Genomic DNA, 15,510 nt, shown 5'->3' with positions numbered 1-15,510 from the left:
TTTAGTTGTCACCTCTTAGAATGTAGCCAGCTCCGCGGATCGTCTGGATCAGCCGCTTCCCTCCATGTTCCTCAGTCTTCTGCCGGAGCATGGCGATGTAGACCTCCAGCACGTTGGATTCCCCGCTGTAATCGTAGCCCCATATTTTATCCATGATCAAATCGCGGGACAGCACCCGCTTCGGGTTCTGCATAAACAGATGGAGCAGCTCGAACTCCTTCGCGGTCAGTTCCAGCCGCTGTCCCGCCCGGATGACTTCCCTGGCATCGGTGTCCATAACAAGATCCTCGAAAGTCAGGCGTTGAGAGGATGAATCCTCCCCAGTTTTACGCCGCAAGAGCGCGCGCACGCGTGCGAGCAGCTCCTCCAGCGCAAACGGCTTGACCAAATAATCATCCGCGCCGGTATCGAGCCCCTTGACGCGGTTCTCTACCTCGTCTTTCGCGGTCAGCATCAGCACCGGCACCGTGCTGCCCCCTTCACGAAGCCTTCTCAGCGCTTCAAATCCATCGACTTGGGGCATCATGACATCCAGCACGACCACATCCGGATCTTCGCTCAGAATCAGTTTCAAGCCTTCGGCCCCGTTCGAGGCCGTCAGCACATCATAACCCTCGAAGGCCAATCCTCTTCGAAGCATCGAAATAATTTTCTCATCATCATCCACGATTAAAATTCGGGACCGCATCGGCGACATCTCCTCTATCTGCTAGCATCTCAATTGTTACGTCGTTTACAATCCCATTATATCGGCCGGTCCAAGCACAAGACAAGCGGAAGGGAATCGACCCTTCCGCTTGTAGCGCTTCTATGTCAATGCTTACGGCTGCCGTTGCTGCTGCTGGAGGGAAGCCTCAAACTCGTTTCTATCCCCAATCGTCAGCGGCAGGTCGATTTTCTTGCCGTTGCGGTCGACGTTAAGCGTAATTTTATCGCCGACCTTCTTCGATTGAATGAGTTCGATCAAATCGGTATGCGTCGGGTATTTCTGACCATCCACGCCAATGATGATGTCATATTGGCGAAGGTCGGCTTCATACGCCGGCGAGCGGAAAACGACACGATTGACGTAAGAGCCTTCCGTTACGCTTGATCCAAGCTGCTGTGCAATTTGCGGCGTAACGGTTGCCAGCTCCGCTCCGATAAACGGTTCCGGCTCTTTCGGAACTTCCTGGTTGTTCTTCAGGTAATCCAGCACTTCCTTAATCGTGCTGGACGGAATCGCAAAGCCGATGCCCTGCGCTTCTGCGCTGACGGCCACGTTCATCCCGATCACTTCACCCTTCAGGTTCAAGAGCGGTCCGCCCGAGTTCCCCGGGTTGATCGAGGCGTCCGTCTGCAGCAGGTGCTTATAGGAGCGGTCCTCTTCTCCATTCGTTCCTGGAATTTCGATTTCGCGCTCTTTGGAGCTTAACACGCCGGCGGTTACGGTATGATCGAACCCTCCCGGGTTGCCGATCGCCACCAGCCATTCACCGACTTTCACGGAATCGGAGTCGCCCAGCTTAACCGACGGGAAGTTATCCCCTTCAATCTTCAGCACGGCCAGGTCGAGCTCGTAGCTGGAGCCGAGCAGCTTGGCTTCATACGGCTTCTTGGTGCCTTGGACCGTAACTTGAATGACGTCGGCGCCATGAATAACGTGCTCGTTCGTCAGAATGTAACCGGACTTATCGAATATAAAGCCGGAGCCGAGACCCGAAGGCACGAGCTGCTGATTGCCGCCGTTACCGTTGTTGCCGCTATTGCCGCTGTCTTCCTGCTGACTGGACGGGCCCCCGCCGAAGAAATACCAGAACGGATCGTTCAGACTCGGATTGGAGCTTTGCCCGCTGCGGCTGTTGACCAGCGTTTCGATCAGGACAACGGCAGGGCCGGCTTCATCCACGACAGCCGAAACGTCCCCTTGGTTGGTTGGAATCATCGCGGATGCCGTTGTCGCGCCGCTGTCGTTGCCGTTACCGCTACTATCGACAGGCGCCGCCGTTTCCTGAGACGGCTGTTCGGATGAGAAGGCGGCGTCAGGCGTGAACAGATTCGTCCGGTCTGCGGCAAACATCAAGCTCGAGATGACGATAACGCCTGCGAGAAAGGACAGCAGCACCGTTTTGACTGACGTTTTCGGCTTGGAGCTGTAGTTCCAATGCGTATTCCTTGTCACGGCGTCCGACGGTCCCCCGCTGCCGCCCTGTTGTCCGGCCGATTGCGATTGGACGTAGCCGGAAGACGGAATCGGTTTTACGGGCTGCGGTGCCGTAACCTCAACCTCTTGGGATTCCCGTCTCCTATACGGGTTGTCTTCGGTTTGCTCGCTGTCCCTCTCATTGGATAGGGACTGAAAGGGTCCGTACGAATAGTAGTAGGAAGAGCTGCCCGAGGCTGGTTCCTCTTGTCTGTTCGGCTCATTGCCGGGTTCGTTGTTCGCTCGCTCATCATCTGGATAGCCATATCGCTTTCTTGGATCGTCCATGGGTGTTTACCTCCTATTTGAATCGCCTGCTTCCAAGCGGTTTCATTGATTAACTGTCTTTATTGTGTACTATAAACCTTAATAGTACCTTAAAAACAATTAAAAGGCAGATAAAAACCTTACCATTATCCGTACGACGAAATCACTCCAGACTCTTCGCTCCTGTTCGCTTTCCTTGTTCTTACAGCTTCCCTTAGCTTACGACGATTTGACCCAGCCCTTCCGGTGGGCATAGATGGCTAGCTGGGTCCGGTCCTCCAGCTCACACTTCATCAGCAGGTTGCTGACATGGGTTTTGACGGTTTTGATGCTGATATGCAGCTCCTCCCCGATCTCCTTGTTACTCTTGCCTTCGGCGATCAGCAGCAGGACTTCCCGCTCCCGCTCGGTCAGTCCGGACTCGTCTTCGTTCACCATATGCCGCCGGATTCCCCGGGTCAACGCTTCCGAAACGTCCTTCGTCATGACCGGCATACCCCGGAACGCCCCCTGAAGGGCATAGATCAGCTCGTCGGCGGATACCGTCTTCAGCACATAGCTGACCGCGCCTGCCTCAATGCATTCCACGACCAGATCATCTTCAAGGAAGCTGGTCAAGATGACGATCTTCTGCTCGGGAAACTCCGCCATCACCGCCCGCGTCGTCTCCGCTCCGTTCATGATCGGCATCATTAAATCCATCAACACCAGATCCGGTCTGGAGCTCTCATCCGCGCTGCGCAGCATGTCAATAACCTCTTGCCCGTTCGCCGCTTCGCCGATCACCTCAAAGCCGGGATCAAGCGACAAATAGGTTTTTAACCCCATCCGCACCATATCATGATCATCAGCCAGCAATACTCGAATTACCCCACTCATTATTCTCCCGCTCCCCTTTCCAATGTGCCGGCGCCTGCCGGTACTTCCCGTTCCGCCTGATCCTCGCCGCTATCTTCCTGCCCGTTCTCGTCGTCAAACAGAGGAATGTTGACTCTAACGGTCGTACCTGCTCCCTTCTTGCTGATAATCTCGACCTGCCCGCCAAGCTTCTCCGCCCTCTCCCGCATGGTTGAGAGTCCGTAGGAGCCCTGTCTTCCGGCAATCTCGTCGAATCCGATGCCGTCATCGCTGATGCTGAGCACGACCCGCTTCTGGTCTTCCCGCAGCGACATGCTGACAAGCCCCGCACCCGCGTGCTTGACGATGTTGGCAACCGCCTCCTGTATGATCAAGAACAGCTGATGCTCGATCGCCTCGGAAACGCCGCCGTACAGTTCAACGTCCTTCATGCCCTTCAAACCATTTTGGCGGCAGTAATCCGGGAACCATTTCTCAAGCGCTTCCTCAAGCGTTCGGCCCTCCAGTTCAACCGGGCGCAGCTGTGCGATCAATGCCCGCATCTGCTTCTGTGCAATGTGTGACATCTCGATAAGCTGGCCGAGCACCTGATCCCCATGCTCGGGGTTCCGTTTCAGCACGGCCGGCAGCGAGGAGGCCGACATGTGGATGGCGAAGAGCTGCTGGCTTACCGTATCATGCAGATCCCGGGCCATCCGGCGCCGCTCTTCCAGAACGGCGGCTTCCGCCGCGATTTCCTTCTCCATCACTTCCTGTTCGCCCAGCCGCTGCAGCAGCTTCACCTTCTTCTCCAGCGCTTCGATCATGCCGTTAAATTCATCATACACTCTGGAAAACGAACCGTCCTCAATGACAGGCAGCCGCACCGTCAAGTTGCCCTTCGCTGCCTGGAGCATATTTAAGTGAAGAAGATCCAGCGGCCGCTGGATGCGCTGGCCTGCGATATACCCCGCGATGCCCGAAAACAGAATGACACCGACTGCGTAAACGAACCACAGCCGGTTATCTATAATATGTATATAGCCGGTTTGGTCCGCTGCATACAGGAATACAGCGACGCCGGCTCCAATCAGAAGGAAATTGACCATGATGATCCATTTTGTGTTTTTTAAAAATCCCATGGGCGTTACCCTACCTTGTTCACTTTAACGTCACCGATAAATACGCTGACATTGATTCGAATTTTCTTGCCCGCTTCCCTGTAATACGGGCTTTCCAGACCGGCGCTTCCCATAAAGCCGCTCCGCTTCTCCTCCAGAACCTTCATATCGCCGATGAACGAGCTGGTTGATACATGGATCCCGACATCCGAGTCATTCGGAACGAATACCTTCACATCGCCGATGAATGCCGAGATATTGATTTTGGTTTCCCCGTAAGGGATTTGGGCTTTGGTTAAATCAAGCACCGTGTCGCCGATAAACTGGGAAATATTCGTCGGCTTGAGCTGAAAATAATCCTTGCCCATATGCACATCCCCGATGAAAGAGGACTTGTTCACCGTATCATGACCGGCATAGCCGTGATGGTGTCCATAATGATCGGCATGGCCGTAATGGCTATGGTTGTGCTCGTGCTCGTTTGGACCATAGGCATCCCCGTACCGGGAATCCCGGCCGTCCATACCGATATAATCCCGGTATTTTCTGCGATCGTCCCGTTCGCCGCCACGGTCTTCATCGCGTCGGTCGGCATGATGCTTGCCCTGCCAGCGATACCCCTTCACCGATTCGCTGTGTCCAGCTCTCCGTTCTGCACCGCCGTTCATACCGCCTATACCGTTCATGCCGGTCTTGTCGGTCTTGTCCATGCTGTCCTGCTTGCCGAATCTGCGCTCGAACTCCTCATCCAGAGAAGAATCCAGCGGCTGGGCCTCCGGCGGCTCCGGAATTTCATGAAAGCCCTCTCCCCGTGCGGAGGTGAAGTCGTCAGGCTTAGGCGGGGACGGTGGCGGCGGCGCCTGATGCTTCGGAGTAAATATCACCTGCAGACCGAAGCCGATCAGCATAATCGGAATGGCGTATTTAACCAGATCACCGAAGGTAAAGTCGACGACACCCAAATTCCGGCCCAGGAAATAGAAGCCGATAATCAGCGGAACGACGGCGCCCCATAGCCCTCCTCCGCGCGCATAAATCAAACTCTGCAGTCCGAACCAAATAATGAACACCGGCCAGAAGGTTGAGAAAATATATCCGAGATCCACATCTACAAGATCCAGCTGATTGAGAAGAAACAATACACCGATCCCGATGAGCAGCAAACCGCTGCTGAGCTTGCTCCACCCTTTTCTACTCATGGTCATCCCCTTGCTTTCGTAGTTCTATTTGTAGCTTACCTACAGTGTACTACATGATGAGGGGAATCGGTTAGCGGCGGCGGGAGGAAACTGTTCTCGGTCTCGAGACCGAGGAGCTGGATATTTCTGGGCCCGCCACGCTAAAAGCCATCGGCGTGCTTTCAATGAAAACCGAACGCGTTTAGAGCCGTTCTTCCGGATATTTAGGCAGCACATCTTATTTTCTTAAATCTACAAAAATCTACAAAAAAGACCCTCGCCTAGGCGAAGGTCTTTTATTTGAAACTCGAACGATCAACCATCAAAAATGGTTAGCGGTTCGTCGGGTGGTCGCCTGGCTGGTTCAGCTCACCAAACTCGGCGTCAAACTTCTCGTTCGGTTTTTTGTAGTTCTCTTGAACTTTGGCGTTACCTTTAGGGTTGCTCTTGATTCCGCTGGTATCTTCAGCGAACTCAGCGTTGAACTTTTCGTTCGGTGTTTGGAAATTCTCCTGAACTTTAGCGTTCCCCTTCGGGTTGCTCTTGATTCCGCTGGTATCTTCAGCGAACTCGGCGTTGAACTTTTCGTTCGGAGTTTGGTAGTTCTCTTGCACTTTGTTCTTTTTAGGCACAATGTTCACCTCCCTGTTCTTATCGATACCTTCATCCTCTTCAGGGGTTCTTGCCCCCCGAAATGTAGTATGTGATGAACAGGGTGACCTTATTCTGAATTTCCGCGAGGTGAACTCCCGGCTCAAATCGATGTTTCGGAATGCTCTTTAGATCGCTTCCTCGAGCACCGAGGACGGCAGAAACCGGTACGTTTCGATCGCATTGCCGAACGTTCTCAGCATTTGCTCCGTGCATTTGCCGCTGCCCTGCTTAATGACCTGAACCTCGACGTCCTTCTTCCCCCACTCCTGGAACACCTGCTTGGTGGTGGCAAAATACAGGTCGATCTTCCGGCCTTTGATCGCCGATCCGATATCCGCAACGATGCCATAACCGTAGCCAGGAATGTACAGGATGCTTCCGAGCGGAAAAACATCAGGGTCTGCCGCGATCGTGGACAGCGTATTTTTGTCCCGCTTGACCTTAACGCCGGAATAGGTTATTCCGTACTGCGGGTGGCCCGGTTTCTTGCCGGTGGATTCATAGCCTGCCGTATAGCCGGTCGCCGTCACTTTTACCGTATGAAGCACCTGATCCTCCGGCGGTGCAAGCACCGGCATGGAGGATGCCCGTCTCTTCGCAGGCCCGGTTTTCTTCGGCGCCGTTTCGGGCAGTTCGGGCAGGGTAATATACCGGCTCAAATCGGATAAGCCGGCGGCACGCATGGCATAAAACACGGACAGATCTACGTACTCCGAGCCCCGGACTTCCCCTTTCCTTGAACCTTCGTAAATAGGACTGCTATCGATCCTGCTGTATGATTCACTTAAAATGGTATTGTAGGCTTTAGCCGAAGATGTCCATGTACTGAATAGCATAGCTGACAGAACGGAACCGCAAAGAACCCTCTGCCATGTTTTCCATTTGATCATGTGAGTACCTCCCCCTTAATAGCGAGGGTTCCCACATCCCGAATGAAATATACATCATGACAGAGGGATCTGACGGTTTACCATTTAATGGATTGCAGCCTTCAGCTGCGCAAGCGGCTCCAACGATTCAGCCCCGAAATTAGACGAGGCGCGTGTCGATCTCTTCACGAAGCTTCGAGATGATTTCGCCGAGCGGCTGGGCGCCGATGTCCCCTTCGCCCCGCTTGCGGACGGAAACGGCACCCGCATTTTTCTCGTTTTCGCCCACAATGAACATGTAAGGGATTTTCTCCAGCTGCGCTTCGCGGATTTTGTAGCCGAGCTTCTCGTTGCGGAGGTCCGCTTCGACGGAAATGCCGGCCTGCTGCAGCTTCTCGGCCACTTCCTTCGCATAGTCCTCGAACGCGCCGGATACCGGAATGACCTTCACCTGTACCGGGGACAGCCACAGCGGCAGCGCACCCGCGAAATTCTCCAGCAGGAAAGCGGTGAAGCGCTCCATGGTGCTGATAATGCCGCGATGGATCACGACAGGTCGATGCTTCTGGCCGTCGTCGCCTACGTATTCCAGCTCGAAGCGCTCCGGAAGCAGGAAGTCCAGCTGTACCGTGGACAGCGTCTCTTCCTTGCCAAGCGCCGTCTTGATCTGGACATCAAGCTTCGGACCGTAGAAGGCGGCTTCGCCTTCCGCTTCGTAGAACGGCATATCCAGGCCCTCGACAACCTCGCGCAGCATGCGCTGGGACATTTCCCACATTTCGTCGTCCTGATAGTATTTTTCCGTATCCTGCGGATCCCGGTAGGACAGGCGGAAGCGGTAGTCCCTGATGCCGAAGTCCTTGTATACCGTCATGATCAGCTGAATGACGCGTGCGAATTCGTCCTTGATCTGGTCCGGACGGCAGAAGATGTGGGAATCGTTCAGCGTCATGGCCCGTACGCGGTGAAGGCCGGTCAGCGCTCCCGACATTTCGTACCGGTGCATCATGCCCAGCTCCGCCACGCGGATCGGCAAATCCCGATAGCTGTGCATTCCGCTCTTGTATACCATCATATGGTGCGGACAGTTCATCGGACGAAGCACGAGCTCCTCGTTGTCCATAGCCATTGTCGGGAACATATCCTCCTGATAGTGGTCCCAGTGCCCGGACGTTTTGTACAGCTCCACGTTACCGAGGACCGGCGTGTAGACATGCTGATATCCAAGACGCTCCTCCATGTCGACGATGTAACGCTCCAGCGTCCGGCGGAGCTTGGCTCCGTTCGGAAGCCAAATCGGCAGTCCCTGTCCGACAAGCTGGGAGAAGGTAAACATCTCCAGCTCCTTGCCCAGCTTGCGATGATCGCGCTTCTTGGCTTCCTCCAGCAGATGCAGATGCTCATCGAGCTGCGCTTTCTTCACGAAAGCCGTTCCGTACACGCGCTGCAGCATTTTATTCTTGCTGTCTCCGCGCCAGTAAGCACCTGCAACGCTCATCAGCTTGAACACCTTGATCTTGCCGGTAGACGGAACGTGCGGCCCGCGGCAAAGATCGAAGAACTCGCCCTGCTCGTAAATGGTGATTACGCTGTCCTCCGGCAGAGCATTGATCAGCTCGAGCTTGTACGGGTCGCCCAGCTCACCGAAGATTCTCAGCGCTTCCGCACGGCTGACCTCCTTGCGAACGATCGGAAGGTTCTCCTGGGTGATGCGCTCCATTTCCTTCTCAATCTTCTGCAGGTCCTCCGGATTCAGCGGCTCCTCAAGATCCATATCGTAGTAGAAGCCGTCCTCGATCACAGGCCCCACGCCAAGCTTGACTTCCTTCGCGCCAAACAGGCGCTTCGTAGCCTGGGCCAGCAGGTGTGCGGTGCTGTGGCGGATAACCTCCAGTCCTTCGGCGGAATCTTGGGTAACGATTTCAATCAATGCTCCGTCCTCAAGCGGTGTCGATAAATCCACCAAAATCCCGTTCTGTTTGCCTGCGACGGCATTTTTCTTCAGCCCGCTGCTGATCGAAGCGGCAACATCCTCAATGCTGCTTCCCGCTTCATACTCGCGGACGGAGCCGTCAGGTAATTTGATACTGATAGCCACCTTGCATTCCTCCTCCAAAATGATGATTGTTCACGTTCATTGACAATTCTGTTTAGGACAGGTCCATCCCGTGCATTCCAGCTTTCATCCCTTATATGGCAGGCTTAAGTGAAGGCTGCCTATCGGGCCTGATAAATACAAAAAACACCCGTCCCGCAAAGGGACGAGTGTTATACCCGTGGTTCCACCCTAATTCGATCGCTCCAGCCGCATGCAATACGTTAGACTCGGAGGATCCTTCATCAGCATGAGGTAACGGTCATGATCCGGCGATGCCTACTAAGCCTGGGAGGGATGTTCGACAGCACAGCTACAAAGGGGTAAATCAATGGCATCCCGGAGGAAATCTCAGCCGATGTTTCCTCTCTCTGAAAGCGGTCTGGTCCGAATTGATTCATGTCTTTGTCAGAGCTTTTTACGTGAATTTATCAGTAATTATAATCCTGTCCCGCGTAAAACGTCAAGTCATCATCCGGCCGCTCCCGAGAAGCGCACTGCATTCCGGACAGCTGCAGCATACCTCGGCGCGATTATCAAAGATATGGGCAAGGGTCACGATAACCGGAAGTTCCGGCTGCCTTGTATGAATGATCATCCGGGCAGGAGATACGGAAATCAGCGTGCTGACGACCATATCCTCGATCTCCATCTCCTGATCCAGCCGCTCCATCACAAGCCCCTCCTCCCGGGGGCGCTCAAGCGGCCTTAAATTGCCGTCCAGCAGGAGAAAATCCTCGTCCCCCTTATGAATAACATGGACCAGCGGCATTTTAGGCTCTTGAAAATAAACAAAATATTTCAGCAGGCTCACAAATTCCTCGTACTGCTGATCCAGCATAAATTCATCAACGGCATACTCTGCCATCTCGCGGAGCTCCTCTTCATATCCCTGAAGCCGGAAGATCATGAACCCGTCCAAATTCAGCTCCGGGCTCTCGAGCAGGCATTGATAAATGCCATCGGACAGCTTTCGCCTGCGGCTCCGCCAGAAGTCGCCCGAAGGACCTTCTTCCTTGGTCAACAGCATAAGAAACCATTGCAGAATCCGATCGGCCTCTTCCTCATCGTCAAACTCGAATTCCGAGAACATTAACCGTGCAGCAATCTCCTGCTCCTTCTCCTCGAGAATATAAGCCGTGACGGCTTCGGAGACTTGACGCCGAAGGGTTTCGGCAGAGACTGTCCAGGATGACAGCGGAAGCTTGCCGGAGCAAGTCCAAATGACGCGGTCATCGGAAGCGCTGAACGTGAATTTCAGCTGCTTGCATTGTTTATGTAACTCCTTCTGCTTGTCTGACAATATACGGTGAAACGCTCTTTTCTCGTCTTCGGTCCGTGCACTGACAGAAATGCTGAACAGTTCCATGGAATCACTCCTTTCGAATCCCTTTTCAGTATATGGGGACCCGCACGGGGATATACGGAACACCTGCTTGGAAAAACAAGCAAGTCCAAGGAATATTTAAGCGCCGGAATGAATAGTGGCCTGGGCGATTAACGGCATGCAAAAAAGCGGACCGAGGCCGTTCCCCGATCCGCTTTCGCAGCGTGTACGCTATCTAAGTATTGGTATTAGTTCTGCATGACGAAATCGCGCTCTACGCTGCTGTTGTCCTCAAACACGCGGAGGATTTCGTAGCGGGTGTTCCGCTGGGCCGGAATATTGCCGGTCTCGCGGATCAGCTTCAGAATCGACTCGATGTTAACCTTGTACACGGCACCTGCAGAGGAAACCACGTTCTCCTCCATCATCGTGCTGCCGAAATCGTTGCAGCCGTAGCTAAGCGACAGCTTGCCGATCTCCGGTCCCATCGTTACCCAGGAGGACTGCAGGTTCGGCACATTATCGATGGCGAGGCGGCCGATCGCAACGGTCTTCAAGTAAGCCTCCGGCGTCTCCCGCTCACGCTTCAGGTTCGTGTTGTCAGGCTGGAAGGTAAATGGAATAAAAGCAAGGAAGCCCTTGGAATTCCAGCCGTTCTGAATGCACTCATCCTGCGCATCCCGCACGCGCAGCAAATGCAGCGCCCGCTCTTCCATCGTCTCGCCGAGACCGATGACCATCGTGGCCGTCGTGTTCATGCCGAGCCGGTGAGCCGTCTGCATGACATCCATCCATTGGCGCCAGGAGCCCTTCAAGCGGCTGACCTTCTTCCGGATCCGGTCATCCAGAATTTCGGCGCCGCCGCCGGGAAGCGAGTCCAGTCCGGCATCGCGGAGCTCGCGTACGACCTCCTCCAGCGACAAGCCCGACACCTCGACCATCTTCATGATCTCCGCAGGCGAGAAGGAGTGCATCGTAATATTCGGGAACCGCTTCTTGATGTTGCGCAGAAGATCCGTGTAATAGCTGAATGGCAGATCCGGATTGGTCCCCCCCTGCATCAGGATCTCGGTTCCGTTAACGTCCTCGGTCTCCTGAATCTTCTGAAAGATCGTCTCGTCCGGCAGCACGTATCCTTCAGACGAGCCCGGTCTCCGGTAAAAAGCACAAAAGCGGCAGTATACGTCGCAGACGTTCGTATAGTTGATGTTCCGGCCGATGACAAATGTCGTGATCGGGTCTGGGTGCAGACGCTTGGTCATCACATTCGCCGCATGCCCTATTTTCTCCACCTCATCGCTTTCAAACAGCGTAACAGTATCCTCGAGGTTTAGTCTTTCACCGCGTAAAGCTTTATCCAAAATACGGTTTACCGCACTCATTTCTTGCAGCCTCCCTTATCCGAAAAAATGACTACTCAACAAAACAATCAAAAAACTTCGTCCTTTCATCCTACCACAATCCGGCAACAAAAACGACATCCCGCTGCGGGCGGGATGCCGGATAAAAATATGGAAATATTGTGAACAGCCGTTCCGCACTGTCCCTTTTTACGGAAAGTCCCACCGGTCGCGCGCTCCTTAGCGGCTGCCGGCAAGTGCCTGATCCAGGTCGGCAATTAGATCATCCACATCCTCAAGTCCGACGGAGAAACGCAGCAGCCCGTCCGTAATGCCCCGTTCGTGACGAACCTGCTCGCCCATCGCCGCATGGGACATCATGGCCGGATAGGACAGAATGCTCTCCACCGCTCCCAGGCTGACCGCCACCAGCGGCAGCTTCACTTGGTTCAGCACCTGCTTCGCCCGCTCCCCGGAACCGACGTCAAACGAGATGACCGCCCCATAGCCGCTCGATTGCTTCTCGTGAATCTCGCGCCCCGGATGATTCAAGAGACCCGGATAGTAGACGCGCTCGATATCGCTTCTTCCTTGCAGCCATGCCGCCAGCTTGGCTGCACTCTCTTCGGAATGAGCCATCCGCGCGCCTAGCGTCTTCATCCCCCGCATGAGCAGCCATGAATCCTGAACGCCAAGCACCGTGCCAAGCCCGTTCTGGAGCTGCTTCAGCCGCCCGGCCAGCTCTTCCGTTCTGGCAACCGCGAGGCCTGCGAGAACGTCGCTGTGTCCCCCCAGAAATTTGGTGGCGCTGTGAATGACGATGTCAACGCCGAATTCGATCGGCCGCTGATAGTACGGGGTCATAAAGGTATTATCAAGAAGCGTAAGCAGATCATGCTCCTTCGCCCAATCGGTCACTGCTCCGATATCCGTAATGTTCAGCGTCGGATTGGACGGCGTCTCCATATAGACCGCCTTCGTGTTCGGCTTAAGGGCCGCCTTCACCTGTTCAAGATCGGTCATGTCCACGAAGGTGCTTTCAATGCCCATCCGGTTCAGGATGCTGGTTAACAGCCGATAGGTTCCTCCATACACGTCCTCCGTAACGATCATATGATCGCCTGCCGACAGCAGCATGAACGAGCTGGATATCGCGGCCATGCCGGAAGCGTACGCGAACCCCCGAACACCGCCTTCAAGCAATGCGATATAATCCTCGAGCGCTTGGCGGGTCGGGTTGCCGGATCGGCTGTAATCATGAAGCGGAGGCTGGTAGATATCCTCGTGGTGAAAGGTCGATGCCTGATAGATCGGCACACTGGATGCCCCGGTCGCCCGGTCGATCTCCCCGCCGAAATGAAGCAGCTTTGTCTCGAAGCGGAGCGGGTCCGCATCCCGTCCTTTCGGTCCGGAATGCGTCCGCCCCTTCTCGCCAATGCGCGCAGCTTTGTCGATGCTCATCCCCGTACGCCTCCTTCCACTTCGGCCACGGCCGCGTTCAAGGCCGCATCCAAATCAGCGATCAGATCATCCGCATGCTCGATGCCGACCGAGAAACGCAGCAGCCGGTCATCTACCCCGACGGCCTCGCGAATCTCCACCGGAATATCCGCATGCGTCTGCACCGCCGGATAGGTCATGAGCGATTCGACGCCGCCGAGGCTTTCGGCGAAGGCTATCAGCTTGATATGTCGCAGTACGGGCTCTACGTAACGGGCATCTTTCACTTTGAAGGAGAAGATGCCGGTATTTCCGCTGGACTGCCGGTTCTGAATCTCATAGCCCGGGTGCTCAGGCAGCGCAGGGTAGAACACCTCCGCGATCGCCGGATGGGTTGTCAGAAAGCGGGCGACTGCAGTCGCGTTGCTTTGGTGCCGGTCCATGCGGAGCGCCAGCGTCTTCATGCCCCTCATCAGCTGATAGGAATCGGATGGGCTTAGCACCGCGCCGATGGAATTGTGCAAAAAGGCGATTTCTTCGGACAGCTCCCTGCCTTTCGTAACGATAAGCCCGGCCAGCACGTCATTATGGCCGCCCAAATACTTGGTGGCGCTATGTATGACGATATCCGCTCCAAGCTCGATCGGACGCTGGAAGTAGGGCGTCAGCAGCGTGTTGTCCACAATCGTGATCAGACCATGATGTCTGGCCCATGTACAGACCGCTTCAATATCCGTGATCATCATCAGCGGGTTGGTCGGCGTCTCGATAAACACCGCCCTCGTATTCGGCTTGCGGGATTGCTCCAGCGCGTCCAGGTCATTCGTGTCGACATACGTTGCGCTCACGCCGAACTTGGACATGATTCGGTCCAGCAGCCGATAGGTTCCGCCATAGAGATCCAGCGATACGATCAGGTGATCGCCTTGGCTGAACATGGCAAATATCGTCTGCAAGGCCGCCATGCCCGAGCTGCAGGCAAAGCCCGCGTCGCCGGACTCCAGTTCGGCGATCGATTCCTCCAGCACTTGCCGGGTCGGATTTTTCGTGCGGATATAATCAAAGCCCGTGCTTTGCCCAAGCTTCGGATGACGGTATGCGGTGGCCTGATAGATCGGGAACGTCACGGCTCCGGTCACCGGCTCATTCACCGATCCGATTTGCGCCAGCCGGCTCTCGATATTCAGCGGTTTTCTCTCCATTACAACTTCCTCCTTGGCGGCTTCTATATTTGTGGACCGATATCATATGGAGTTTCTTGATATACATAGTAATTGAGCCAATTCGTAAACAATAAGTTAGCATGGGCCCGCCAGATCGAAGGAGGATTGCGGGTCGGATCATCATTCGGATAATAATTGCGCGGCAGCGCAATATCCAATCCCTTCGCGATATCCCGGTCATATTCCCATTTCAGGGAATCCGGATCATATTCCGAGTGACCGGTGGCGAATATTTGCTTGCCGTCCCTGCTTGCTACCAGGTAGATGCCTGCCTCCTCGGACTCCGACAGAATGACCAGGTCATCGATGCCCGCAATGTCCTCGCGCCGGACCTCGGTGTGGCGGGAATGCGGAACGAAGAACATGTCGTCGAAGCCGCGAAGCAGCTTGGTACAGGGCTCGCTGACCGTATGGGAAAACACGCCGAAGCACTTCTCTTCCAAGCTGTATTTCGGCACGCCGTAATGGTAGTACAAGCCGGCCTGGGATGCCCAGCAAATATGCATGGTCGAGGTCACATGCGTCTTGCTCCATTCGAAAATTTCGGTGAGCTCCTCCCAATAATTGACCTCTTCGAATTCGAGCTGCTCCACCGGAGCACCGGTGATAATCATGCCGTCAAAGCGGCGATTCTTCACTTGCTCGAACGTTTTGTAGAACGACTTTAAATGCTCAGCCGACGTGTTCTTCGATACATGGGAGCTTGGGTGCAGCAGGACAACATCAACCTGGAGCGGCGAGTTCCCGATCAGCCGGAGCAGCTGGGTCTCCGTCGTTTCCTTCGTCGGCATAAGATTCAGAATCGCAATCCGCAGCGGGCGGATATCCTGGTGAAAGGCATGACTTTCATCCATAACAAAAATGTTCTCTCCCGCCAGCACTTCTTTGGCCGGCAGGGCATCAGGGATCTTAATAGGCACCTTTAGCTCACTCCTTCAAAAATATGTAGTGGTACATCCGCTGCAGCTTGAGTAAGA

At 54.7% G+C, this 15,510-nt stretch carries 13 protein-coding genes; all 13 read right to left on the bottom strand.

What is annotated here, in order from left to right; genetic code table 11:
* Nucleotide 1: 1 nt before the first annotated feature.
* The 13 genes from BBD41_RS20670 to metA all read right to left on the bottom strand — a co-directional run bounded on the left by BBD41_RS20670 (nucleotide 2) and on the right by metA (nucleotide 15,453).
* Complete coding sequence (locus BBD41_RS20670) at nucleotides 2-688, bottom strand: response regulator transcription factor (RefSeq protein WP_077567839.1); 687 nt, start codon at nucleotides 686-688, stop codon at nucleotides 2-4.
* 132 nt (nucleotides 689-820) lie between these two features.
* Complete coding sequence (locus BBD41_RS20665) at nucleotides 821-2,470, bottom strand: S1C family serine protease (RefSeq protein ID WP_099478588.1); 1,650 nt, start codon at nucleotides 2,468-2,470, stop codon at nucleotides 821-823.
* Between the two features lie 198 nt (nucleotides 2,471-2,668).
* Nucleotides 2,669-3,328, bottom strand: a complete 660-nt coding sequence (locus BBD41_RS20660) for a response regulator (protein WP_077567841.1) — start codon at nucleotides 3,326-3,328, stop codon at nucleotides 2,669-2,671.
* Nucleotides 3,328-4,428 carry a sensor histidine kinase gene (locus BBD41_RS20655; protein WP_077567842.1) on the bottom strand — a complete coding sequence of 367 codons (1,101 nt, stop codon included), beginning with the start codon at nucleotides 4,426-4,428 and terminating at the stop codon, nucleotides 3,328-3,330. The genes BBD41_RS20660 and BBD41_RS20655 overlap by 1 nt, the downstream gene beginning before the upstream one ends.
* A 5-nt stretch (nucleotides 4,429-4,433) precedes the next feature.
* On the bottom strand, nucleotides 4,434-5,612 hold the full coding sequence (gene liaF, locus BBD41_RS20650) for a cell wall-active antibiotics response protein LiaF (protein WP_077567843.1): 1,179 nt from the start codon (nucleotides 5,610-5,612) through the stop codon (nucleotides 4,434-4,436).
* 305 nt (nucleotides 5,613-5,917) lie between these two features.
* Nucleotides 5,918-6,217, bottom strand: a complete 300-nt coding sequence (locus tag BBD41_RS20645; protein WP_007127286.1) for a hypothetical protein — start codon at nucleotides 6,215-6,217, stop codon at nucleotides 5,918-5,920.
* Between the two features lie 147 nt (nucleotides 6,218-6,364).
* On the bottom strand, nucleotides 6,365-7,129 hold the full coding sequence (locus BBD41_RS20640) for a 3D domain-containing protein (RefSeq protein ID WP_077567844.1): 765 nt from the start codon (nucleotides 7,127-7,129) through the stop codon (nucleotides 6,365-6,367).
* Nucleotides 7,130-7,268: 139 nt separating this feature from the next.
* Complete coding sequence (gene thrS, locus BBD41_RS20635) at nucleotides 7,269-9,206, bottom strand: threonine--tRNA ligase (protein WP_099478587.1); 1,938 nt, start codon at nucleotides 9,204-9,206, stop codon at nucleotides 7,269-7,271.
* 460 nt (nucleotides 9,207-9,666) lie between these two features.
* Nucleotides 9,667-10,572, bottom strand: coding sequence for a putative sporulation protein YtxC (locus BBD41_RS20630; protein ID WP_077567846.1), 906 nt, complete (start codon nucleotides 10,570-10,572; stop codon nucleotides 9,667-9,669).
* Between the two features lie 206 nt (nucleotides 10,573-10,778).
* Nucleotides 10,779-11,912, bottom strand: coding sequence for a cyclic dehypoxanthinyl futalosine synthase (gene mqnC, locus BBD41_RS20625; RefSeq protein ID WP_007127282.1), 1,134 nt, complete (start codon nucleotides 11,910-11,912; stop codon nucleotides 10,779-10,781).
* Nucleotides 11,913-12,110: 198 nt separating this feature from the next.
* Nucleotides 12,111-13,331 carry a trans-sulfuration enzyme family protein gene (locus BBD41_RS20620; RefSeq protein WP_077567847.1) on the bottom strand — a complete coding sequence of 407 codons (1,221 nt, stop codon included), beginning with the start codon at nucleotides 13,329-13,331 and terminating at the stop codon, nucleotides 12,111-12,113.
* A complete protein-coding gene (locus BBD41_RS20615; RefSeq protein ID WP_077567848.1) occupies nucleotides 13,328-14,512 on the bottom strand; it encodes a PLP-dependent transferase in 1,185 nt (394 codons plus the stop codon). The genes BBD41_RS20620 and BBD41_RS20615 overlap by 4 nt, the downstream gene beginning before the upstream one ends.
* A gap of 23 nt (nucleotides 14,513-14,535) precedes the next feature.
* A complete protein-coding gene (gene metA, locus BBD41_RS20610) occupies nucleotides 14,536-15,453 on the bottom strand; it encodes a homoserine O-acetyltransferase MetA (RefSeq protein ID WP_077567849.1) in 918 nt (305 codons plus the stop codon).
* Nucleotides 15,454-15,510: the final 57 nt, after the last annotated feature.

Source organism: Paenibacillus ihbetae (assembly GCF_002741055.1).
Taxonomy (GTDB): domain Bacteria; phylum Bacillota; class Bacilli; order Paenibacillales; family Paenibacillaceae; genus Paenibacillus_AQ; species Paenibacillus_AQ ihbetae.
The sequence above is the reverse complement of the archived record's forward strand: the minus strand, read 5'-3'. Positions and strand labels throughout refer to the sequence as shown.